Origin of the sequence: Xenorhabdus sp. TH1 (assembly GCF_037260955.1) — a bacterium.
In the GTDB taxonomy this organism is placed as follows: Bacteria; Pseudomonadota; Gammaproteobacteria; order Enterobacterales; family Enterobacteriaceae; genus Xenorhabdus; species Xenorhabdus griffiniae.
The window spans coordinates 1,528,360-1,552,764 of the sequence record NZ_CP147734.1 but is presented as its reverse complement, the minus strand read 5'-3'; the positions used below and the strand labels follow the sequence as shown (position 1 = coordinate 1,552,764).

General features: G+C 43.1%; 19 protein-coding genes and 1 tRNA gene. 13 read left to right on the top strand and 7 right to left on the bottom strand.

All coding sequences use genetic code 11. The annotated features are described in order from the left end of the window. The first annotated feature begins 67 nt into the window (after positions 1 to 67). Positions 68 to 454, top strand: a complete 387-nt coding sequence (locus WDV74_RS06940) for a DUF4440 domain-containing protein (protein WP_338885277.1) — start codon at positions 68 to 70, stop codon at positions 452 to 454. A 56-nt stretch (positions 455 to 510) separates the two neighbouring features. Here WDV74_RS06940 and cycA read toward each other — a convergent pair whose 3' ends face one another. Continuing rightward, complete coding sequence (gene cycA, locus WDV74_RS06935; RefSeq protein WP_338885276.1) at positions 511 to 1,917, bottom strand: D-serine/D-alanine/glycine transporter; 1,407 nt, start codon at positions 1,915 to 1,917, stop codon at positions 511 to 513. Between the two features lie 232 nt (positions 1,918 to 2,149). Between cycA and WDV74_RS06930 the strand changes: the two genes are divergently transcribed. Beyond that, positions 2,150 to 2,225: transfer RNA gene (locus tag WDV74_RS06930), tRNA-Lys, on the top strand. 108 nt (positions 2,226 to 2,333) lie between these two features. Here WDV74_RS06930 and WDV74_RS06925 read toward each other — a convergent pair. Further along, the gene (locus WDV74_RS06925; RefSeq protein ID WP_338885275.1) at positions 2,334 to 2,552 is read right to left on the bottom strand and encodes a helix-turn-helix domain-containing protein; all 219 of its coding nucleotides are present in this window, start codon (positions 2,550 to 2,552) and stop codon (positions 2,334 to 2,336) included. 1,373 nt (positions 2,553 to 3,925) lie between these two features. Here WDV74_RS06925 and WDV74_RS06920 point away from each other — a divergent pair. From WDV74_RS06920 to hcnC, 3 genes are read left to right on the top strand one after another with little or no spacing between them, the layout of a single operon-like run. Beyond that, positions 3,926 to 4,261, top strand: coding sequence for a (2Fe-2S)-binding protein (locus WDV74_RS06920; RefSeq protein WP_338885274.1), 336 nt, complete (start codon positions 3,926 to 3,928; stop codon positions 4,259 to 4,261). After that, entirely contained in the window at positions 4,258 to 5,682 is a 1,425-nt protein-coding gene (locus WDV74_RS06915) for an FAD/NAD(P)-binding oxidoreductase (RefSeq protein WP_338885273.1), read from the top strand. The genes WDV74_RS06920 and WDV74_RS06915 overlap by 4 nt, the downstream gene beginning before the upstream one ends. Next, positions 5,675 to 6,901: a cyanide-forming glycine dehydrogenase subunit HcnC gene (gene hcnC, locus WDV74_RS06910; RefSeq protein ID WP_338885272.1), complete on the top strand. Its 1,227-nt coding sequence runs from the start codon at positions 5,675 to 5,677 to the stop codon at positions 6,899 to 6,901. Before WDV74_RS06915 ends, hcnC begins: the two co-directional genes overlap by 8 nt. Positions 6,902 to 7,038: 137 nt before the next feature. On the opposite strand, the gene putP is transcribed toward hcnC, so the two are convergent. Continuing rightward, on the bottom strand, positions 7,039 to 8,523 hold the full coding sequence (gene putP, locus WDV74_RS06905) for a sodium/proline symporter PutP (RefSeq protein WP_338885271.1): 1,485 nt from the start codon (positions 8,521 to 8,523) through the stop codon (positions 7,039 to 7,041). Between the two features lie 516 nt (positions 8,524 to 9,039). Between putP and putA the strand changes: the two genes are divergently transcribed. Next, positions 9,040 to 13,020 carry a trifunctional transcriptional regulator/proline dehydrogenase/L-glutamate gamma-semialdehyde dehydrogenase gene (putA, locus tag WDV74_RS06900; RefSeq protein WP_338885270.1) on the top strand — a complete coding sequence of 1,327 codons (3,981 nt, stop codon included), beginning with the start codon at positions 9,040 to 9,042 and terminating at the stop codon, positions 13,018 to 13,020. A gap of 115 nt (positions 13,021 to 13,135) precedes the next feature. On the opposite strand, the gene fliZ is transcribed toward putA, so the two are convergent. The 3 genes from fliZ to WDV74_RS06885 all read right to left on the bottom strand — a co-directional run bounded on the left by fliZ (position 13,136) and on the right by WDV74_RS06885 (position 15,795). Then, positions 13,136 to 13,648: a flagella biosynthesis regulatory protein FliZ gene (gene fliZ, locus WDV74_RS06895; RefSeq protein ID WP_338885269.1), complete on the bottom strand. Its 513-nt coding sequence runs from the start codon at positions 13,646 to 13,648 to the stop codon at positions 13,136 to 13,138. Positions 13,649 to 13,701: 53 nt separating this feature from the next. After that, complete coding sequence (locus WDV74_RS06890; RefSeq protein ID WP_338885268.1) at positions 13,702 to 14,424, bottom strand: RNA polymerase sigma factor FliA; 723 nt, start codon at positions 14,422 to 14,424, stop codon at positions 13,702 to 13,704. A gap of 267 nt (positions 14,425 to 14,691) precedes the next feature. Continuing rightward, on the bottom strand, positions 14,692 to 15,795 hold the full coding sequence (locus tag WDV74_RS06885) for a FliC/FljB family flagellin (protein WP_338885267.1): 1,104 nt from the start codon (positions 15,793 to 15,795) through the stop codon (positions 14,692 to 14,694). A 277-nt stretch (positions 15,796 to 16,072) separates the two neighbouring features. On the opposite strand from WDV74_RS06885, the gene fliD reads away from it, so the two are divergent. The 3 genes from fliD to fliT are packed head-to-tail and all read left to right on the top strand — an operon-like array spanning position 16,073 to position 18,324. Next, complete coding sequence (gene fliD / locus WDV74_RS06880) at positions 16,073 to 17,527, top strand: flagellar filament capping protein FliD (RefSeq protein ID WP_338885266.1); 1,455 nt, start codon at positions 16,073 to 16,075, stop codon at positions 17,525 to 17,527. A gap of 12 nt (positions 17,528 to 17,539) precedes the next feature. Then, a complete protein-coding gene (fliS, locus tag WDV74_RS06875) occupies positions 17,540 to 17,950 on the top strand; it encodes a flagellar export chaperone FliS (protein WP_338885265.1) in 411 nt (136 codons plus the stop codon). Next, entirely contained in the window at positions 17,950 to 18,324 is a 375-nt protein-coding gene (fliT, locus tag WDV74_RS06870; RefSeq protein WP_338885264.1) for a flagella biosynthesis regulatory protein FliT, read from the top strand. The genes fliS and fliT overlap by 1 nt, the downstream gene beginning before the upstream one ends. 676 nt (positions 18,325 to 19,000) lie before the next feature. Here fliT and fliE read toward each other — a convergent pair. Next, complete coding sequence (fliE, locus tag WDV74_RS06865; protein ID WP_338885263.1) at positions 19,001 to 19,312, bottom strand: flagellar hook-basal body complex protein FliE; 312 nt, start codon at positions 19,310 to 19,312, stop codon at positions 19,001 to 19,003. Positions 19,313 to 19,551: 239 nt separating this feature from the next. Between fliE and fliF the strand changes: the two genes are divergently transcribed. From fliF to fliI, 4 genes are read left to right on the top strand one after another with little or no spacing between them, the layout of a single operon-like run. Then, on the top strand, positions 19,552 to 21,273 hold the full coding sequence (gene fliF, locus WDV74_RS06860; RefSeq protein ID WP_338885262.1) for a flagellar basal-body MS-ring/collar protein FliF: 1,722 nt from the start codon (positions 19,552 to 19,554) through the stop codon (positions 21,271 to 21,273). Continuing rightward, the gene (fliG, locus tag WDV74_RS06855) at positions 21,270 to 22,262 is read left to right on the top strand and encodes a flagellar motor switch protein FliG (protein WP_338885261.1); all 993 of its coding nucleotides are present in this window, start codon (positions 21,270 to 21,272) and stop codon (positions 22,260 to 22,262) included. Before fliF ends, fliG begins: the two co-directional genes overlap by 4 nt. Then, the gene (gene fliH / locus WDV74_RS06850) at positions 22,255 to 22,959 is read left to right on the top strand and encodes a flagellar assembly protein FliH (protein ID WP_338885260.1); all 705 of its coding nucleotides are present in this window, start codon (positions 22,255 to 22,257) and stop codon (positions 22,957 to 22,959) included. The genes fliG and fliH overlap by 8 nt, the downstream gene beginning before the upstream one ends. Further along, on the top strand, positions 22,959 to 24,323 hold the full coding sequence (gene fliI / locus WDV74_RS06845) for a flagellar protein export ATPase FliI (protein WP_338885259.1): 1,365 nt from the start codon (positions 22,959 to 22,961) through the stop codon (positions 24,321 to 24,323). Before fliH ends, fliI begins: the two co-directional genes overlap by 1 nt. Positions 24,324 to 24,405 lie beyond the last annotated feature (82 nt).

Sequence of the window (24,405 nt, the reverse complement as noted above, 5' to 3'; positions counted from 1 at the left end):
TTGCTTAAAATAAGCATTTAGTCTTCTACTGAAGTTATTTCATACCCATTTATTTTTTGGAGTTCATATGATTCAGGAAAATGTAGATACTTTTAAATTACTCAAAAATTTTGAAGTAAGCCTTCAAGGCAAAAAAAGAAATAATGCTGATTGGTTAAATATAGTATTACATGATAATTTTCTAGAAATTAGTAAATCAGGTTATGTTTATACTAAAAAAGATGTTTTTGATGCATTAACTACAGAAATAAAAACTAATTTTCAGCTTTTCTCAAAAAACTTTTCTATAAACCATCTTGATAAGAATATTGTATTACTAACTTATCAGTCTTACGAAATAGATCTAACTGGTAACTTTTTCAATCAAGCACTTCGCTCATCAATTTGGCAATTATCATCTTTAACTGGTCAATGGCAGCTTAGATTCCATCAAGGTACGATCATACCTGTTTAAGAGAAAAAATGGCCCAATATTTGGGCCATCCAGATTAATTAGCCGGCTTCTTTTATTTAATGAGCAAGACGGATTTTACGCTTTTTCACAATCTGAAACCCGATCATTAGAATAATAAACCAAATTGGTGTGGCTAATAACGCCTGGCGAGTATCTGACTGCAAGGAAAGCAATACCAAAACAAAAGCAAAGAAAACCAGGCATACCCAAGACATGACAATACCAAATGGCATTTTATAGACCGAAGCTTGATGGAGTTCTGGGCGACGCTTTCTATAAACCAGATAGGAACATAAGATCATGCTCCAAATAAACATAAACAGGATCGCAGAAACGGTTGTCACTAGAGTAAAAACCCGCATCACATCGGGGATAAAATAGATCAAGATGACCCCAAATGAGAGACACAGGCAAGTAAAGATCAACCCTGATGCCGGAACCGAACGGCGGGAAAGACGGCTAAACTGCTTTGGCGCATCTCCTTCTTTCGCTAGACCGAACAACATCCGGCTAGTGGAGAAAACCCCACTATTTGCCGAAGATGCCGCAGAAGTCAAAACCACAAAGTTAACAACGCTGGCAGCAGCGGGTAATCCGATCAAAACGAACAATTCCACAAAAGGACTTTTATCCGCGCTAATGGCTCGCCACGGTGTGACTGACATAATGACAATCAAAGCCAATACATAAAACGTGATAATACGGATAGGAATAGCATTGATCGCTTTTGGTAAAGATTTCATCGGGTTTTTAGTTTCCGCTGCGGCAGTTCCCACCAACTCAATACCAACAAAAGCAAATATCGCAATCTGGAATCCGGCGAAAAATCCGCTTAACCCCATAGGGAACATCCCCCCGTCATTCCAGACATTAGAAAATGCTGCAACATGTCCTGCTGGTGATTTAAAGTTGATGCCAATTAAAATGCCTCCTGTCACAATCAAGGCAACAATGGCAATAATTTTGATCATGGCAAACCAAAACTCCAGTTCACCAAACAGCTTAACAGTCGCGAGATTCAGAGTAAGCAATACCAGAACACACAAAAGCGAAGTTCCCCATTCTGGAAAACCAGGTACCCAATATCCAACATAAGCAGTGATGGCAACAATATCTGCTATACCAGTAATTACCCAGCAGAACCAATAAGTCCAGCCGACAAAAAAACCGGCCCACGATCCTAGCAGATCCGCGGAAAAATCGCTAAACGACTTATAGTGCAAATTAGAAAGCAATAACTCTCCCATTGCCCGCATAACAAAAAACAGCATAAAGCCTATGATCATATAAACAAAAATGATCGATGGCCCCGCAAGAGATATCGTTTTTCCTGAGCCCATAAACAGGCCAGTACCGATGGCACCACCAATTGCGATTAGCTGTATATGTCGGTTGGTGAGACTTCGCTGTAAGTGCGAACTTCCAGTTTCAGTGGTGTGTGTGGGTTGTATTTTTTCTTCCATAGTTATATCCAATTTATTCTCACAGCATGGCCTTAATACCCTCAAGCTGTGTTTAATGGAACATTTTGACATAGACAACCGCGCGATTAACAGAAGGATTTCACATGAAAAACAGAGTGATTATAATTAGGCCAATTCGTTAAACGTTTACTGTGCGTATTTCATTCAATTAGTAAAAAATGGATATAGGCCATTGACGCCAAGTTGACACTGGAGAATAATTATTCGTGTTGGGTCGTTAGCTCAGTCGGTAGAGCCGTTGACTCTTAATCAATTGGTCGGGAGTTCGAGCCTCCCACGACCCACCAAATTTTATTAATTAAATCAGAATATTAAGCTGCTTTTAAACAAGTGGCTTTTTTGCGCTTTATAGCCAATTGCGACAGAGATTTTTAGGCTATATTTTCCCACGCTTATTAAATTTTCGTACTTGGTACGAATAAACTATTTTTCATAGATGAGCAAGGATGTGTTTTATGGAATACGTAGAATTTAAGCCACGGGCGACTGAGAATATTTGTCAGTGTAGATGAACTGAGTCCCGTTTCACGAGAAACAACCGCTAAGGTTGTGCCGCCCTTACGCAATGCTGCGATAATATCGGCTTGATACCAATCATTTTTAACGTTATTCATTCCTACTACCCCTTCCACAAATTAATTATTAATGGTGGCGATTCGTACAGGGTTCGTAGTTCCGGACAACCAGCAAGGCCGAAATCTCTCCCCTATTTGAAGCCAATTGAAAAAGGTGATAGCAGACGCACTGATAGAAATTTCTTCCCGGTGGAGTTGGTTACAAGGCTGCGAACTCCTGACCATTGGTATATTTCTCAATGGCGGGTGAGGCGGAAGAAACATGTCATATTATTTATAACACCTGTAATGGTAAGACATAGGTTAGCCACAATAATTAATATATTATAAGTAAACTATTAATCAATTTGTCCAGGGTTCGAGTCCCCAACACCCTACCAAATTTATCAAATAATTACGTTAATTCCGTGAGTCTTTTTTTGAGGAATTATAACAATAAGTTTATTAAAAATTGAAAATTGTTATGATGAAATCATCAAAAACATACAACCTAATATTTATCAAAAATATTTTCATTATTGCTACTTGACCCTTATATCTTTCTGTATTACGCTTGAAAAAAATTCAACCTTCAAAAATTATTATAACAATGAAACCTAAAAAAAAATCATTTTGTTATTAGCATATACATTCTCCCTATTTTCGGGGAAATTAACGGCCTCATCTATTCTTTGTTGCCAATGTAAAGCCACTAAATCAAAATGCTATTAACCAAAAACAAAAAACAAAAAACACATAATATAAACATAAAAAACAACAAGTTATGGATAAATAAATTACGATATCGCAACCTATGGTGCCTACAAAAATTTCCAACAATGGATTATTCCGCTAATTTATCAACCATATTGATATTGAAAATCAAGGAGAGTTATAAAAACAAAAATATATTATTAAGTAAAAATTATATTGAAAAACACCCAACAACTAATCGCACTTCTGTTTATTACATAAAAAAAGGAATGCTATATCTAGAGAACTTTTAAAATTCCAATAGTTATCTCATAGTGCTCTCACAATTAATTTTATTGAGTAAAAATAAACTCAATAATGGTGAATAACGAAATCCCACTTTCTTTAAAATTTGCTTTCCCTTATTTGGCTGAAAAGATACTTAATTTTAGAGGCCTTGAACAAGGGCAGAGTAATATTGTGGGAACAGTCAAGAAATTATCAGAAAACTGTGAGCAAAGAAGGTTGTGTGGGAGGAATTATTCTAATCTCACACCACAATAACAAAGAGAAATTATTGATCTCGTTAAATTTGGGGAGGATACATCTTGTTTGTTCCGTTCCGTGGTCATCCATCGGCTGAACATCGAAAGAATAAATATATAAATTAATATACCGATTATTTTTTAATATATGTTGTTCATTATCTGTTGTAATTATTTTTTATCTGTATTTTTTCCATGAAAAATCAAAGTGAACTCGGTTTTATGATGAATAGAAAATACGATATCCAAGAACTAAATGGAGTTCTTTTTACGCTTTATATCAATGGACAATCAGTAACCGCAGCTGAGGGTGAAACGGTATTGACCGTATTAAATGCGGTGGGATTACGCAAGATTTCATGTAATGACAGTCAGAATATTATGGGAACTTATTGTGGTATGGGGGTTTGTCATAGTTGCTTAGTTAACATTGATGGCCGCTATAAACGAAGAGCTTGCCAAACCGTGGTTCAGCCGGGAATGCGAGTGGAAACGATGACCAATCGTTTAATGACAGGAGATTTATCATGAAACAGCGACCAGTCATTGTGGGAGGAGGACCTGCTGGTATGGGGGCGGCAATCGAGCTCGCCAAACATGGGGTTAACAGCATATTACTGGATGAAGCACCACGCTTAGGTGGTGTCGTTTATCGTGGCCCACTACGACAAGGAGTGGTAATGGATTATCTTGGGCAGAGCTATATTAATGCCATGCAAAAGCTGCACCAGGATTTTGCCCGTATCGCCAACAATGTAGATGTGCATCTTAATTCCCGAGTACTCGGTACTGAAGCCAATCAACGACTGCATGTACTTGATTCTAAAGAACAGTTGATCAGTATTGACTATCAGCACTTGTTGTTATCGACAGGTTGCCACGAACGCAATGTTCCTTTCCCTGGCTGGACACTACCTGGTGTAATGTTATTGGGAGGATTACAACTACAAATAAAAAGTGGAGTAGTGAACCCGTTAGGACGAACAGTCATTGCTGGGACAGGACCGTTGTTACCATTGGTTGCTTGTCAGTTGCATCGAGCTGGCGCTGAGATTGTTGGTGTGTACGAGGCTAGTGCCTTCAACCGCATTGCCAGAAGTACACTGTCGTTACTTAACCAACCCCAATTATTACTTGATGGTTTAAGTATGATCGCCTATCTGAAACGGCATCATATTCCATTGCATTTTGGTTGGGGGATCGTCTCTGCTGAAGGGCAGTCAGAACTTCAACAGGTCACTCTTGCACCGTATGACGAGAATTGGCAAATCGATTACCTGCAAAAACAACAAATATCAGCTGAAACTCTGGCGGTAGGTTATGGTTTTATCCCTCGAACTCAATTAACCCAACTGATGGATCTGCAACATCAATACCACAAAGACGGGTATTTACAACCGTGCCACAATGATTGGCAACAAAGCAGCCAACCCCATATCCACTTGGCAGGAGATATCTCTGGATTACGTGGTAGCGAAGCCGCAATGCTCAGTGGCAAAATTGCTGCGCTTTCCATCTTACGCCAACGTGGTGATCTTACTGAAGCACAGGCTGAACATCAGCGAATGATCTATCAACGCAAGTTGAATGCTATTTTACGTTTTCGTGTGGGAATCGATGCCTTTATTCGGCCAGGTATGGGGCAATTGGGATTGCAACAGGCGGATACGGTAATTTGCCGCTGTGAGAACGTTACCCGGAAAGACATCGACAGAGCGTTGGATCAGGGCATACAGGACATGCTCAGTCTAAAAATCCGCACTCGTGTGGGAATGGGTGATTGTCAAGGAAAAATGTGTGTCGGTTATTGCAGTGATCGTTTACGGGAATATACAGGTAAGCACGATGTGAAATGGATTCGGCCACGGTTCCCGATAGACCCGTTGCCTTTTTCAGCGCTGAATAGCGATCTTATCGTCATCAACTCACCAGAGAAGGCAAATCATGAGTAAACATTATGATGTAATAATCGCAGGCGGCGGCGTGATTGGGGCTTCTTGTGCTTATCAGCTTTCTAAGCGACGGGATCTGAGTATTGCCATAATAGACATTAAGCGACCAGGTAATGCTTCTCGCGCTTCTGCCGGTGGGTTATGGGCAATTGGTGAATCGGTAGGATTGGGATGCGGGGTAATTTTCTTTCGTATGCAATCAGCATTGAATAAACGCACAGTGACGGGCAACGCAGTAGCCGTTAGTGCCACAATGCCGCATATTCTCCCCGAAAGTTTTTTTAACCTGGCTTTAGAATCCAATGCATTGTACCCCCAATTGCAACAAGAATTGTGGGAAAATCATGGTATGGATTGCAAATTTGAACCTACCGGTTTGAAATATGTGATCTATGATGATGAAGACCGCCAATATGCAGAACATATCGCAGCACAGATCCCACATCTTTCCAGTCAGATTCGCTGGTTGGATCAGGAGCAATTGCGTGATAGTGAACCTTATATCAATCACCATGCTAAAGGAGCACTGGAGTTCTTGTGCGATCACCAGATTAATCCATTTCGCCTCACCGATGCCTATGCCGAGAGCGCACGCCAGAATGGCGTAGATATCTATGCGAATACAACGATCAACGGAGTATTACGGCAGGGATCTCGGATCACCGGGGTAAAAACGCAGGAAGCAGGGACATTTTCTTGTGATACATTGATCAACGCAACAGGGTCGTGGGCTGCAGAATTAAGTGAATGGGCCACGGGACAACGTATTCCGGTGCACCCTGTCAAAGGACAGATTGTACTGACAGAAAAAATGCCCAAGCTGTTGCGTGGATGCATAACGACCAGTGATTGCTACATTGCCCAAAAAGATAATGGTGAAATCCTAATTGGTAGCACAACAGAAGATAAAGGGTTTGATGTGGCAACCACACTGCCAGAAGTAAAAGGCTTGGTCAAAGGTGCAATTCGCTGTATACCCGAACTGGCCAATGCTAATATCAAACGTTGTTGGGCGGGATTACGTCCCGGCTCACCTGATGAGCTGCCAATACTGGGCAAGATGCCAGGTATTGACGGTTATTTGAATGCCTGCGGCCATTTTCGAACGGGAATTTTGACCTCGGCGATCACGGGAGTTTTGTTGGATAAACTAGTGCGACAAGAAGCCCTTCCGTTGGATATAACCCCTTTTCTGGCTGAACGCTTTACTGATTGTTAATAAAGATATCCAAAGAACGATAACACTACTATGTGAACGTGGCTGCTATTTGCAGCCACAACAAATTCGGGCATTCGTGATTGATGGGCATAAACTAATAAGCCCCTGAGTATTCAGGGGCTTATAATTTTATTGGATTATTTTGTCTTATAGTGTGCTTCTGCATCAATAAAACGCTGTTGCACTGTTTGACTCGGCGCTTTTCCTAGCAGGCTCACCACAATAATGGCTATCGTCGCGAAGATAAAGCCGGGAATAATTTCATACAGGGAAAACCAACGGTACTCCATCCAAACCAGTACAGTAATTGCCCCCACAAGCATACCTGCCAGCGCCCCATTACGAGTCATACGTTTCCACAATACCGAAATCAAAACCACTGGGCCAAACGCCGCACCAAACCCAGCCCAAGCATTACTGACTAAAGCCAGTACCTTATTGTTCGGGTTAGTTGCGAGCATGATGGCAATGATTGCCACCAGCAAAACCATCATACGACCAACCCATACCAATTCTCTCTGGCTGGCTTTAGTACGTATAAATGCTTTATAGAAATCTTCTGTCAATGCGCTGGAACAAACCAACAACTGACAACTCAATGTACTCATAACCGCAGCCAATACCGCAGACAATAATACTCCCGTGATCCACGGATTAAACAAAAGCACACCTAATTCTATAAAGATACGCTCACGGTTTTGCAATACAGGCCCTGCCTGCTCTTGATATATTTCAAAATATGAGATACCAAAAAAGCCAACAGCCACAGTGCCTGCAAGGCACAATAACATCCACGTCATACTGATGCGGCGGGCTTTATGAATAGTCTGGTGGGAGTCTGCCGCCATGAAACGAGCCAGAATGTGTGGTTGACCAAAATAGCCCAATCCCCATCCTAACAAAGAAACAATGGCAATAATATTCATATTCTTAAACATATCTAAATAGGCTGGATTTTTTGCCTCAATAATATTGATGGCTGAGTCAACTCCTCCCACTTTGAACAAGACCAGCACAGGGACCAAAATCAAAGCAAAAATCATTAAAGTTGCCTGAACTGTATCCGTCCAGCTTACTGCAAGAAAACCGCCGAGGAAGGTATAAGCAATTGTCGCCAATGCACCCAGCCAAATCGCTTTTTCATAGCTGATACCAAACGTGTTTTCAAACAACAGACCACCAGCCACAACACCCGACGCACAGTAGATAGTAAAGAAAATCAAGATAACCAGTGCAGAGATAATACGCAGAATTTTGCTTTTATCTTCAAAGCGATTAGTAAAATAATCCGGTAGCGTCAATGCGTTATTACTCACTTCAGTATGTACGCGTAATCTACCTGCAATCCATCGCCAATTCAGGTATGCCCCCAACAGCAACCCTAATGCGATCCAACTTTCTGAAATACCAGAGAAAAAAACAGCCCCTGGTAACCCCATCAATAACCAGCCACTCATATCAGAAGCGCCAGCAGATAATGCTGTTACCACACTGCCTAATCTCCGTCCACCCAATATGTAATCATCAAAATTTTTGGTGGAACGATAAGCAGCAAAACCTATCAACAACATCCCTGCGATGTAGATAATGAAGGTAATAAGCATTGGTGAATTTACTGTCATGCAGGTTCTTCTCCATAGTGTTTTTATAAATTATGTCTCTGCAAATGTGCTATTTGCGTAAATCATGCCATCTGTGCTGGAAGTACTCTCAAGTGATACCTTGCCTTTTTTACCAGGATGTCCCCGTTGTACTTAAAGATGACATTAGTTTCCATATGTACTATTTATGCTTGTAATTATTCTAAAATTACATTCTATCCTAATTTAGCTAAAACATTTTTAACAACAAATTAACTGTATTTTTATAAAAAACGCTTGCTAAATCACATTTACCACTCCAGAAGTTGCACCTGAAATTAAATAATGGGTTATACCTAAAATTTACAAAATGAAAATAAAATTAATTAATATCAATAGCATAATCAAAAATCAATAATAAGTTTCTCTGAAGAGATAATGAAAACAAGATTAATTTCACAAATTCAGAATGAACGCTTGTAACAAAGTTGCACAAAGTTGCAACATGAAAGATATTGTTATGTAATTTTTTCTAGTCTTACCTATTAAGGAGTGAAAATGGGTAGTACCACTATGGGTGTAAAGCTCGATGAAGCAACGCGTAATCGAATTAAAACCGCAGCACAACGAATTGAACGCACACCACATTGGCTCATTAAGCAAGCCATTTTTAACTATCTTGAACGTCTGGAAAATGAGGATAAGATCCCAGAAATATCAGCGGGTCAGGATAACAAAGAAGAAATGATTTCCGAAGTAGAATCACAGATTGAGGTGCCTTATCAACCATTTCTGGATTTTGCCGAACACATTTTACCCCAATCGGTGAAACGTTCTGCAATTACTGCGGCCTATCGTCTCCCCGAAACCCAGGCGGTTCCTATGCTGCTGCAACGTGCACAGCTATCTGAAGAACAAGCCAAGGCGACTCATAAACTGGCTTATTCCATTGCCGAAAAACTACGCCAACAAAAACAAGGCATTGGCCGCTCAGGTTTAGTTCAGGGGTTATTACAAGAGTTTTCACTTTCTTCACAAGAAGGTGTGGCGTTGATGTGCCTCGCCGAAGCCTTGCTGCGTATCCCTGACAAAGCTACCCGTGATGCCCTGATCCGCGATAAAATCAGTAACGGCAACTGGCATTCCCATTTAGGCCAAAGTCCTTCCATGTTTGTCAACGCGGCAACGTGGGGTTTATTGTTCACTGGCAAGCTGGTATCTACCCATAATGAAGCCAAATTATCCAAATCCTTAAACCGTATTATTAGTAAAAGTGGTGAGCCATTAGTACGCAAGGGTGTGGATATGGCAATGCGCCTGATGGGTGAGCAATTTGTAACGGGAGAAACCATCGCTCAAGCCCTTGCCAATGCCCGCAAAATGGAGGAAAAAGGCTTCCGCTATTCTTATGATATGCTCGGCGAAGCCGCATTAACCGAAGAAGATGCACAAGCCTATATGATTTCCTATCAACAAGCTATCCATGCTATTGGTAAGGCGTCAAATGGTCGTGGTATTTATGAAGGGCCAGGAATTTCTATCAAACTTTCCGCCCTGCATCCACGTTATAGCCGTGCCCAGTACGAACGTGTTATTGACGAACTTTATCCTCGCCTGCTTTCCCTGACCCTACAGGCTCGTCAATATGATATCGGTATCAATATTGATGCAGAAGAAGCCGATCGTCTGGAAATTTCCCTCGATTTGTTGGAAAAACTGTGTTTCGAGCCAAAACTGGCAGGCTGGAACGGTATTGGTTTTGTCATTCAGGCTTACCAGAAACGCTGTCCTTTTGTCATCGACAGCATTATTGATTTGGCACAACGTAGCCGTCACAGGTTGATGATCCGTCTGGTGAAAGGTGCTTACTGGGATAGTGAAGTTAAGCGTGCCCAAATCGATGGCTTAGAAGACTACCCGGTGTATACCCGCAAAGTTTATACTGATATTTCTTACCTTGCCTGTGCCCGCAAACTGCTCGCTGTCCCTAATTTGATCTACCCGCAATTTGCTACCCACAATGCCCATACGTTGTCTGCCATTTATCATCTGGCTGGGCAAAACTATTATCCGGGACAATATGAGTTCCAATGCCTGCATGGTATGGGTGAACCCCTTTATGAACAAGTCGTTGGTAAAATTTCAGAAGGCAAACTTAATCGCCCATGTCGTATTTATGCACCTGTAGGGACACACGAAACATTACTGGCTTATTTGGTGCGCCGTTTGCTGGAAAATGGTGCCAATACTTCATTTGTCAATCGCATTGCAGATACCTCACTGCCGATTGATGAATTAGTCGCTGACCCGGTAAAAATCGTACAAGAATTGGCCCAGACCGAAGGGCTAATCGGCCTGCCGCATCCCAAGATCCCTCTGCCACGTGATTTATACGGCAAAAACCGGGTCAACTCATCGGGGTTAGATCTCTCCAATGAACATCGCTTAGCTTCTCTTTCCAGCGCCTTGCTCAGTTCTTCAATGGAAACGTGGAACAGCGAACCCTTGTTAGGTGGTGATTATCAACCTACAGGAGAATTGCCTGCAACTAAGCCTGTGAACAATCCAGCCAAAAATTCTGATATCGTGGGTTATGTTCGTGAAGCCACTGAACAGGAAGTCAGCCATGCGCTGGAGATAGCTACCGATGCCGGCGCAATTTGGTTTGCTACCCCACCCTCAGAGCGAGCCGCAATTTTAGTGCGCGCAGCAGAGTTGATGGAAAATAACCTGCAATCCTTGCTTGGTATTCTGGTTCGTGAATCGGGTAAAACATTCAACAATGCGATTGCTGAAGTGCGCGAAGCGGTGGATTTTCTCCACTATTACGCAAGCCAAGTTCGCCAAGACTTCGCCAATGATACCCACCGCCCACTGGGGCCTGTTGTGTGTATCAGTCCGTGGAACTTCCCACTGGCAATTTTCACAGGTCAAATTGCCGCTGCATTGGCAGCAGGTAATAGTGTTCTGGCAAAACCCGCAGAACAGACACCGCTTATTGCCGCCGTCGCAGTAAAAATGTTACACCAAGCGGGTATTCCGCGCGATGTACTGCAATTACTGCCCGGACAAGGGGAAACCGTGGGAGCGTTACTGGTTGGTGATGAACGTGTACGCGGTGTGATGTTTACCGGTTCAACCGCAGTTGCCAGCTTGTTACAACGCAATATTGCTGGCCGCCTTGATGCACAAGGTCGCCCAACACCGTTGATTGCAGAAACCGGTGGCCTAAATGCCATGATCATAGATTCCTCCGCGCTAACCGAACAAGTTGTTACTGATGTCATCGCTTCTGCTTTTGACAGTGCCGGTCAACGTTGCTCTGCCCTGCGTATCCTGTGCGTTCAGGAAGATGTCGCAGAAAGAACTATTTCTATGTTAAAAGGCGCGATGGCGGAATGCCGGATGGGGAATACTGAGCATTTATACACAGATATTGGCCCCGTCATTGATGCAGAAGCCAAAGCGGGAATCGAACGTCATATCCAAACCATGCGTACTAAAGGCCGAACAATTTATCAGGCAGCATATGAAAATGCCACCGATAGCCAGGAGTGGTCACAAGGCACTTTTGTTAAACCAACACTGATTGAATTGGAAAGTTTCGATGAATTGAAGAAAGAAATTTTCGGGCCAGTCCTGCATGTGGTTCGTTTTAAACATAATGAGTTAGATAAACTGCTCGATCAAATCAACGCTACGGGTTATGGCTTAACATTGGGAGTCCATACTCGTATTGATGAGACTATCGCCCAAGTTACAAGCAAAGCACAAGTCGGCAACATTTATGTCAACCGCAACATAGTCGGTGCAGTCGTCGGCGTACAGCCATTTGGGGGTGAAGGTTTGTCAGGTACAGGACCAAAAGCCGGTGGACCGTTGTATCTGTATCGTTTGCTGTCACAACGTCCTCTCAGTGCCGCCAGCCAAACCCTGGAACGGCAGGATACAGAATATGAGCTCGATGCCAGGACCCGTGTTGACCTGTACTCACCTCTCTATAAACTGGCAGATTGGGCAACCAAGCAGAACAATGAAACATTGAATCAGGTGATTCAGGAATACAGTTTACTGGCACAGGGTGGGACAACACGCTTATTACCAGGACCAACTGGAGAGCGCAATACTTATGCCCTGCTACCGCGTGGCCATGTTCTTTGCCTTGCAGACAACGAACAAGACGTGTTGGTGCAATTAGCCGCGGTACTTTCTGTCGGCTGCCAGGCCATTTGGGAAAAAGATGAACTGCATCAAGAATTACATCGCCAGTTACCAAGTGAGGTTCGTCAGCATATTTATTGGGCCAACGATTGGCAGGATGAAGAAACAGCGATGGGATCGGTTATTTATCATGGCGATTGTGACCAATTACGCCATGTGTGTGAAGTGATTGCCCAGCGTAAAGGACCGATTATCTCTGTACAGGGTTTTGCCCGTGGTGAAACCAATTTACTGCTAGAACGCTTACTTCATGAACGTTCATTAAGTGTGAATACGGCCGCAGCAGGCGGTAATGCGAGCCTGATGACAATTGGTTAATATTATTCAGCTCATGTAACTTTTTTCGTTTAAATTTATAGAGGGGAGTACGTAAAAACCGCACTCCCCTCTGAAATCGGTTCAATTTGACAACATTATCTATCGGTATAATTAATCAATGACCGTTCTGTTGCCAACTCAGATATTGCTCGTATTTGCGCAGTGCAATGTTGTAATTGCTAAAAGCAGATTGAGATAATTCCTCGCTGAGTTTTTCCTGGATCTTTTCTGGGGTAAAATCACTTGCCGGATAATTACTTGAAGTCAGTAATTCATCCAAACGCCTTAAACGAACCACATACTCACGCACGGTACTATGGCTCATCTCTGTTTGCTCAAACAAATACTGTTTAAATGACATAATGTCGAAATAATCAGTCTGGCTATTGCAGTAAATTTCACTACAAAAGCGGCACAATGCCACGAATTTACCTTGCAACTCACTCCAGGTTTTGTCATCCACCAATTCAGTCATCTCAGAAATAGCTTCTTTATTGATGACCTGACCGTTAAAAACAAGCGAGATACGGTCAAGGGTTTTATGACAGTGCAGACAATGAGTCTGGCTATGTTTATAGTCTTTGATATAACGGCTAAGAGGCCGTTTCTTTTGTGTTGTAATAGACATAAGAGATAAAGCCCTGTGTATAGTCTTAACAAAAAAAACAAACAAGCAAAAAGTTACTTTTCTGGATTCAAACGCGCCCTTAGCCTTTTTATTGCCTGGCTGTGAAGCTGGCTTACGCGGGATTCGCCCACATTAAGCACTGCGCCAATCTCTTTAAGATTCAACTCTTCCTGATAGTACAGAGTAAGAACAATCTTTTCTCGTTCAGGCAACGATTCAATGACATCGATCACCCGCCGGCGAAGATCACCTTCCAATAATTGTTGAAGAGGATTGGTCTCATGCTCCTCCTCAACTACTGGCTCACAGCTTTCACCGTGAATTTCGTGCCATTCGTCATAAGAAAACAGTTGACTGTTATTGGTATCTAACAGTATTTGCCGATATTCTATCAGATTAATCTTTAATTCTTTAGCAACTTCCTGCTCACTGGCTGGACGGCCTAACTCTTGCTCAAGTTTACGGATGGTCTGCGTGACTTCACGTGCGTTACGCCGCACACTACGCGGAGCCCAATCACGGCTCCTCAACTCATCCAACATTGCACCTCTGATGCGCTGTACCGCATAGGTGGTAAAGGCCGTTCCTTGCATAGAATCAAACCGCTCCACCGCATTCAGTAAGCCTATGCCACCGGCCTGAAGCAAGTCATCGAGTTCTACGCTGGCTGGCAACCTGACCTGTAGCCTCAATGCTTCATGGCGAACTAGGGGTACATAGCGCTTCCAGAGGCTATTTTTGTCCATCACGCCTTCGGCGGTATACAAATCGCTCACAACAACAGACACCTTTGGATAAGAGACTGGATACCATTATCCAGTCCCCTAATCGGTACAATCGTTTGAACAATGAAGTAAAAGCACTTCTTTTTCACCTATGCGAAATTTTCGCTGTCCGCCTAAATGATAGCGAGTTTCAGGCTGTCCTTGACGATATCTATAAAAACAATCAATAAAAAAATAAGGATCGGCTCGCCGATCCTTATTTTATATGCGTTATTTACACCGGTTGTGCTAACTCATTGCCCAACTGGAAAATAAAAATTAACGCAGCAGAGACAGAACGCTTTGTGGGATTTGGTTCGCTTGTGCCAGAACAGAAGTACCCGCTTGTTGCAGGATGTTACCACGACTCATATTGGAAACTTCCGTTGCGTAATCAGCGTCTTCGATGCGGCTTTTCGCTGCACTCAGGTTGTTAACGGTGTTGCCTAGATTGTTAATTGTAGAATCTAGGCGGTTTTGTACTGCACCTAGGGAACTGCGCAGATTATCAACTTCTTTAAGTGCGTTATCCAGTTTGTCCAGTGACTTAGGATCAATAGTAGCCGTTATTTCTTTAGCGTCTGTAAATTTAACGCTAGTACCTGAGGCATCAACTTTTGCTGCTGTTACCGTGAAGGACTTCTCCTGACCGTCCTTCTTACCTGTTACCACATATGTACCTGCTATATCTTTTCCATCCGCATCCTTAGCTTGAGACAACGTCGCACCTGCTGCTAGCCCCAAATTTGTAAGATCAAAATCCTTAGCACCACTAGCGGTACTAACAGCACCAGTAGCATCGAATTTTTTTCCGGTCAGGTCTGCACCCTCTGTAATAGGTGCTTTTTTGGTTGCTATATCGAAATCCTTCAAGCCCAACTTTTCTCGATCAATCTGCTTCAAACCAATATCGATAGTCTCATCATCTTTCGCCCCAACCTGAATAGTGATTATTTTAGCATTTTTACTCAATACTTCTACACCGTTGAACTGAGTTTGTTTAGAGATACGGTCAATTTCGTCTAAACGTTGTGTAACTTCTTCCTGGATAGATTTCAGGTCGTTTTCAGAGTTACTGCCATTTTTTGATTGAACAGCCAGTTCACGGATACGTTGCAGGTTATTGTTGATTTCGTTCAACGCACCTTCGGTAGTCTGGGCAATGGAGATACCGTCGTTAGCGTTACGGGAAGCCTGATTCAGGCCTTTAATGTTAGCATTGAAACGGTTGGCGATCGCTTGACCAGCAGCGTCATCCTTCGCACTGTTAATACGTAAACCAGAGGACAAACGCTCAATAGCCGTACCCAGAACACTTTTAGATTTTGTCAGGTTATTTTGCGCCAGCAGAGAGGAGTAGTTAGTATTAATGACTGATGCCATAGTAGAGTTCCTTTTAAAATCAAATCGATATAATAAGTTTGAGCCTTTTGCTCACGGTGTGCATCACCGCCAACAGTTTTATCGGCTCCGACAAAAGAACCTTTAATATTTCTTGAAAAAACTTTTTTATTTTTTTCTCACTTTTCCCCGATAACCCAAACAACGCCTGTTCTCACCAACTATTCCGTCCATCAAAAAAATCATTTTGTCAGTAAACTTTTCACAAATTAATCCGATAACATGTCCAGCGATGCTTTTTATTAAAAAAGGAGTCAATATGGCTAGCATTTCCTCGGTAGGAGCCGCCTCTGGGACAAGTGATTACTTAAACCAAATTGAAGTACAAGAAAGAAAACGTTTACAACCAATAACCCAGCAACAAACCAGCTATAAAGCGAAACTCACCGGTTTCGGTACGTTAAAAGGGAGTTTGGAAAAATTAAAGAGTGCATCCGAAGAACTCAAAAAATTCGATAAACTCAATACCACTAAAACTAGTGAAGATCATAAAACATTTACTCCGAGTACAGATTCCAAAGCTAGCCCAGGTAACTATGTTATTGAAGTGCAACAGCTTGCTAAGGCTCAGTCTTTACAATCTAAGGCATTTCCTGATGTAAAAGCTGCATTAGGGAAACAAGGTAAAGGTACTCGTACCATTACTATTACTCAACCAGGTGAAAAAAAAGCCGGTGAAGAAAAAGAAAAGCCAATGTGCATTTCCCTGAAAGATAATGAAACCTCTCTGGTTGAAATTCGTGACGCGATTAATAAACAAGAAGGCAATGTTAATGCCAGCATTATCAAAGCAGAAGATGATAAAAACTATTTGATTCTGACTTCGAAAAAAACCGGCACAAAATCAGTCATGACGATTAAGGTTGAAGGTGATGCTGAGCTTAAGTGGCTGAATTACCCGTCTGACGACGAAGGCAATGACACTGGTAAAATGAAACAAGTAGTGGAACCTGCTAATGCAAAATTAACAATCAATGGCATTAATATTGAGCGCCAGACTAATGAAATAAAAGATGCACCAGAAGGCATTACCCTGAATCTGAAAAAGGTTTCAGAAAAAGAAGAAGTCGAAATCAACGGCAAAACTGAAAAAAGACCGGTGCCAGAAACACTGGTAGTTTCTCGTGATATTGAGCCAATGAAAGAGGCGATTAAAAAGTGGGTTGATGCCTATAATGAGCTACAAAACACGTTTAGTTCATTGACCAAATTCAAACAGGTTGAACAAGGTGAAGCAGCTGCAAAAGACAATGGTCCTTTGCTTGGTGATAATACATTAAAAAGTATTCAAAGCCAGCTAAAACACCAGTTAGTTGCACCACAAGCCGTTGCCGATATTGCTACCCTAAATAAATTGGGCATCAAACAAAAATTGGATGGTACACTGGAAATCAGCAACGAAAAATTGGAAAAAAAACTGAAAGAGAAACCCGCCGATGTTAAGGCTTTCTTTATGGGTGATGGAAAAAAAACCGGTTTTGCCACCGAGAGTTATAATTTTTTGAAAAAAACCCTGGATAGCCATGAAGGCACCATCGCAACAGTTACCGAAGGTATCAACAAAAGTCTGAAAAAACTGGAAAAACAAGCAGAACAGACTAACAGAAACATTGATGCCACAATGCAACGTTATAAAAAACAACTTACCGCACTAGATAAACTTGTCAGTTCACTGAAGCAAGCAGAGTTATCCCTGGCCCAACTTTTAAGATAATCAAGGACACTAATGTATCAACGTTCGGCAAGCCAATTATACGCTCAAGTAGATCTTGAGAGCGAAATTATGAATGCCTCTCCCTATCAGTTGATTCAGATATTGTTCAACGGGGCGCTAAGCGCCCTGCGTCGTGCAATCATTCTGATGCAACAAGGGAATATTCCAGAAAAAGGTTTAGCTATTTCAAAAGCGATTAACATCATTGATAGTGGTCTCAAAGAGGGATTAGATTTCGAGAAAGGCGGCGAGATTGCCCAGAATCTTTTTGCTTTATATGATTATATGGGTCGCCGTTTACTCCATGCTAATTTACGCAATGATGAAAAGGCTATTACCGAAGTGATTGATTTACTTACCGAGATTTCAGATGCTTGGCGGCAAATAGGTCCTCATTACAACGCCAGTCAGGATATTGTTTAATGAAAAATGATACGGATCTTTTGTCAGCTTATCAGCAGATCCTTAGTTTAAGTGAGCAAATGATTGATTTAGCCAGAAATGAAAAGTGGGACGAACTGATTGATATGGAGATCACTTACCTGAAGGCAGTCGAAGTGGTCACTTTATTATCAGAAAACTCAGACGCCCCCATTTCATTACAGCAACAATTGACCAAAATTTTGCAAACTGTCTTGGATAATGAAAAAGAAACTAAGAGATTGTTGCAAAGAAGGTTAAATGAACTGAGTGACCTGATTAAACAGGAAAGTTGTAAACAACTCTTACATGATACATACGGACAGTTCCCAATCAATAACTACGAAATGGAGTTGACTACGACAGAATCAAAATAGAGATATATAACAAAGGCACCAGTGATTCCATTTAAAAATAACTCTGATTAATGGTGTCATTTATTTTTTCATTTCAGGGGGTATCAATTCGTCACTATTGTTTTTTGGTTAATTTAGCTCGGCATTTTATTGTATTTATAACTTGCAAACAATCAATATATCTTATATACCAATCTAACTTCAAGATGCGTGTGATTTCTCCCCGCTTCGCGGGGAGAAATCAGGCTTCATATCGTGTTGTAAATTGCAATTTGAAGTTTGATGCGTATATATAAATTTTAACAAAAATTTAACCATGAAATGATAGTGGCGATTTCTTAAGGCGATTAACTGGATATATTGTCATCACATATTATTTTTTTAATTAAAAAGTGAATTTCAAATAAACTATATAAATAACATCGTTACCATTACGACATTATCTATTTCTAAAATAGAACTTTTCCGGTATTAATATTAACCGCCAAGTATACCTTGAAAAAAGGTAAGTTACCGATAATGCATATAAATTGAGGTTTAATAATAGATAGTCATCCTCAAGATGAGGAATATCTATGGGGCATGAATGAATGAAAATAGAGGAACCTAATTAACCTACTGATAATAGAAAGCTAGCCCCTAGTGCCCCAAGCAAGAATTGTTATTAATTAGTTTGTATTTGTCAAAATATAAACCATTAAACTTGCATATTCATAACCTCATGATACGCGCTAGCCAGTTTATTTCTTACCTGAATACCCATTTGCAGAGAAATGCTCGATTTTTGTATATTCACCATCACATCATTCAGTTCCACACCTGGCACACCCAAAGTGAAATCTTGTGCCTGCTTTGCTGCCCTCAGACGTGTTTGGTTTATTTTTTCCACTGCCGTAGTCAACTGACTGGCAAAACTGCCTTGTACTGGAATGGGTTTAGCAATGTTTGCTGCTTGTAATGCCTGGGCTTGCATCTGTTGTAGCACACCCTCAATTGCCGAAATTGACATAAAAACCTCGTGTTAAATCACCCTATTGATTATGGGATGCCACCGTAACATAGCCTTTCTAAACTAAAGCGGGTAATTGAAGTAAAAATTCGAAGCTTATTGTGCCATTAAAAGAGGTGTGAACAGCGAATAATGATGGGATTAATAATAGGAAGAATCTTTTCGCTTGCGTATGGGGAGTCTGTTTTGTTACGCCACGCTTTTAGTATTCATATTGACCAGCAAGGCAAGGATCGTCTATGAGTGCAGCAATAACCGACGTTGAAAACCAAAATAAAGGCTTCAACGCTATCATCAGCAAGATAAAGGCTGATCCAAAAGTTCCGTTATTGGTTGCTGGCTCCGCTGCCATTGCCATCATCATCGCCCTGTTTCTCTACTTGCGAAGCCCCGACTATCGGGTGCTTTACAGCAACCTAAGCGATAAGGATGGTGGCGAGATTGTTACGCAATTAACCCAAATGAATATCCCTTACCGTTTTGCGGAGAATGGCTCTGCACTCATGATCCCTGCCGACAAGGTACATGAGACTCGCCTGAAACTCGCACAACAAGGATTGCCCAAAGGGGGAGCTGCGGGGTTCGAATTATTGGACAAAGAAAAATTCGGTATCAGCCAGTTCAGTGAGCAGATCAATTACCAACGCGCTCTGGAAGGTGAATTGGCTCGCACCGTGGAATCACTTGGCCCAGTCCAAAGTGCCCGAGTCCATCTGGCCTTGCCTAAGCCTTCCCTGTTCGTTCGTGAACAAAAATCACCCTCAGCCTCAGTCACGGTGGGATTACTACAAGGCCGAGTATTGGATGAAGGACAAATCAATGCCATCGTGCATATGATTTCAAGCAGTGTTGCCGGCCTGCCCGCGAGCAATGTCACGATTGTGGATCAATCAGGACGCTTGTTAACACAAAGCGATGCCACTAGCCGGGATTTAAACACCACTCAGCTGAAATATACACAGGAAGTGGAAAATCGTTTCCAGCATCGAATTGAAACCATTCTGGCACCTGTAGTTGGCCATGGTAACGTACATGCACAGGTAACCGCCCAAATTGATTTTTCTCGTCGCGAAGAAACAGCAGAAGAATATAAACCTAACCAACCACCGAACCAGGCGGCTGTCCGTTCTAAACAAAATAGTACCAGTGAGCAAAGTGGTGGGCCATTAGTAGGTGGAGTACCGGGTGCACTATCAAATCAACCCAGTGCTGCACCAAGTGCACCAATTGAAAAGCCAAACGCAAATGCCAAAAACAACGGCGACGAAAAAGGCGATGAAAAACCGGCTCAGCAACGCAATAATACTAGAAACAATGGCTACGAGCGCATATTAAGCGACAACCGCAATAACCGTTATGATGAAACCATTAACTATGAAGTGGATCGCACTATTCGTCATACACAATTGCAGGCTGGTGCGGTGCAGCGCCTTTCGGTTGCTGTTGTGGTTAATTATGCTACTACTCAGGGAAAAAATGGCCCTGAAACACAAGCGTTAACACCAGAACAGCTCTCACAGATCGAAGCATTAACCCGTGAAGCAATGGGTTACTCTACTGAGCGTGGTGATAGCCTGAATGTGGTTAACACACCATTCAATGACATAGCCGAAGTGATAGAACCTTTGCCATTTTGGCAAAACCCTATCTTATTAGAGAAATTGCTGGAAGCAAGCCGTTGGTTGCTGTTGGTACTGGTTGTATGGTTACTGTGGCGCAAGATGATCGTGCCACAAATCGCCAAAAAACGCGCCGCAGAAAAAGCCGCACTAGAAACACAAAAGAACCAGCTAAAACAGAAAATAGAAACCAATGCTGAATTGGACGAAAAAATGCGTCGTAATTTAGCTCGCCAACGTGTCAATGTTGAGCTTCAAAGCCAGCGTCTCCGTGAACTTGCAGAAAAAGATCCTCGCGTCGTCGCGCTGGTGATCCGCCAATGGATGAGTAACGAACAATGAGCCTGACCGGAACAGAAAGAAGTGCCGTCATGTTAATGAGCCTGGGAGAAGATCAGGCGGCCGAGGTGTTTAAGCACCTGAATTCCCGTGAAGTACAACAACTGAGTATCGCGATGGCGGGAATGAAACAAGTCTCCAATCAGCAGCTCGTTGAAGTGATGGCAGAGTTTGAAGAAGATGCGGAACAATATGCTGCCCTCAGCATCAACGCTAACGATTATCTGCGCAATGTACTGATCAAGGCATTAGGTGAAGAACGGGCTTCCAGCCTGCTTGAGGATATCTTTGAGTCCCGTGATACAACGACGGGCATAGAAACCCTTAACTTTATGGAACCCCAAATGGCGGCCGACATGATCCGTGGTGAACATCCACAGATCATTGCCACTATTTTGGTTCACTTAAACCGTGGCCAGGCAGCCGATATCCTCGCCCTGTTTGATGATCGCCTGCGAAACGATGTCATGCTACGTATCGCCACCTTTGGTGGTGTACAGCCCTCCGCATTGGCAGAATTAACGGAAGTGCTAAATAACCTGCTGGATGGCCAGAACCTGAAACGCAGCAAGATGGGAGGCGTTCGTACTGCGGCAGAGATCATCAACTTGATGAAGAGTCAGCAGGAAGAAGGTGTCATTGACGCGGTTCGTTCCTACGATAACGAACTGGCACAGAAAATCATTGATGAAATGTTCCTGTTCGAAAATCTTATCAACGTGGACGATCGCAGTATCCAACGTTTGTTGCAGGAAGTTTCCACCGATTCCTTGCTTGTGGCATTGAAAGGTTGCGATCAGGCATTGCGCGACCACTTCCTCAACAATATGTCACAGCGTGCGGCTGAAATCATGCGCGATGATTTGGCAAACCGAGGCCCTGTGCGGATGTCTCAAGTGGAAGCCGAACAGAAATCCATCCTGCTTGTTGTTCGTCGTCTGGCAGAAAGTGGCGAAATGATCCTAAATGGTGGTGACGATACCTATGTCTGATAAGTCGAATAAGGGCAACTGGCGGCCGTGGCAGCCAGGCGAATTGACTCAGTGGGAAACCTTGCGGGCAAAACTGGAACCCATCGATGAGCAACAGCAGCCAAGCGAACAAGATCGGCTACTGGAACAAGCAAGAATACTGGACGAGCTAAAAGAGCAGGCACGTCAGGCTGGTCATATGCAGGGCTTTGCAGAAGGCCAGATCCAGGGCTATGAGCAAGGGGTTCAGGAAGGGCGCCAAGCCGGATTGGAACAAGGTTTGCAGGAAGCCAAACAACAACAGCAAGTTATTACTGAACAGTGGAAAACCTTGCTAACGGACTTTAGCCATTCATTGGATGGGTTGGATACTGTGATTGCTTCCCGCCTGATGCAACTTGCATTGACGGCTGCCCATCATATTCTGGGACAGCCTGCGGTTTGTGATGGCACCGCCCTGCTGAACCAAATCCGCGAATTTATCCAGCAAGAACCTATGTTCAGCGGCAAACCCCAATTGCGTATCCATCCACAAGATATTCCGCTGGTTGAGCAACAACTGGGGGAAGTTTTAGCGCTACACGGCTGGCGTTTAATTGCGGATAACAAGCTGCATCCGGGCGGCTGTAAAGTCAGCGCCGATGAAGGAGATATGGACGCCAGTTTAGCTACCCGCTGGCATGAAATGTGTCGTCTGGCAGCACCGGGAGAATTGTGATGACGGCAAGATTGGGTCGCTGGCTGGCAACGTTGGACTCATTGGAAAAGCGACTGGAAAAAACACCAAAAGTACGTCGCTATGGGCGCCTGACCCGCGCTACCGGCTTGGTACTGGAAGCCACTGGCTTACATATGCCTCTTGGCGCTACCTGCCTGATCGAGCGCCAAAATGGTAACGCCATTGAAGAAGTTGAAAGTGAAGTCGTCGGCTTCAATGGCGAAAAACTGTTGCTAATGCCACTGGAAGAATTGGAAGGTATTGTACCGGGCGCTCGCGTCTATGCCCGTTCTTATGGCGAAGATGCAGGCGCCGGACGCCGCTTGCCTCTGGGAATGGAATTACTCGGCAGGGTTCTGGATGGTGCAGGCCGCCCCCTTGATGGTTTACCAGCCCCCGATACAGGTTATCGTGCCCCCTTGACAACAACACCATTTAACCCTTTGCAAAGAACCCCTATCAGCAATGTATTGGACGTTGGCGTTCGTGCCATCAATGCCCTGCTGACAGTAGGACGTGGGCAACGTATGGGATTATTTGCCGGCTCCGGCGTTGGTAAAAGTGTGCTGCTTGGTATGATGGCTCGTTATACCCAAGCTGATGTGATCGTTGTGGGATTAATTGGTGAGCGTGGCCGTGAAGTTAAAGACTTTATCGAAAATATTTTGGGTACAGAGGGATTATCACGCTCAGTCGTTGTTGCCGCTCCCGCCGACGTTTCACCTTTGCTGAGAATGCAAGGCGCCGCTTATGCCACGCGCATTGCCGAAGATTTCCGCGACAGAGGTAAACATGTCTTGTTGATCATGGATTCCCTGACTCGTTATAGCATGGCACAACGTGAGATCGCACTGGCTATCGGCGAGCCACCCGCCACCAAAGGTTATCCCCCTTCTGTATTTGCCAAATTACCGGCACTGGTGGAAAGAGCCGGTAATGGTGTCAGTGATGGCGGCTCCATCACCGCATTTTATACCGTGCTGACAGAAGGTGATGACCAGCAAGATCCGATTGCCGATGCTGCACGCGCCATCCTGGATGGCCATATCGTGCTATCACGTTCACTGGCGGAATCTGGTCATTATCCTGCCATTGATATCGAGGCGTCGATCAGTCGTGCCATGACCGCGCTGATCGACAATACCCATTATCGGCGTGTACAACATTTCAAACAATTGCTTTCCAGTTATCAACGTAACCGAGATTTGATCAACGTTGGTGCCTATGCTGCGGGCAGTGACTCCCTGCTTGACAGGGCGATTGAGCTTTATCCTCATATGGCCCAATTCCTGCAACAAGGCATTGACGAGCGCAGCGAATACAATGAAGCCTGTACTCAGCTTCAACAATTATTGCCAACATAATATTTTGTTTATGGGAAATTAGCCGAAAAATACTTTTGCCAAGGGGTATAACATTTATCAAGACGGTGCCGATATAAATTTA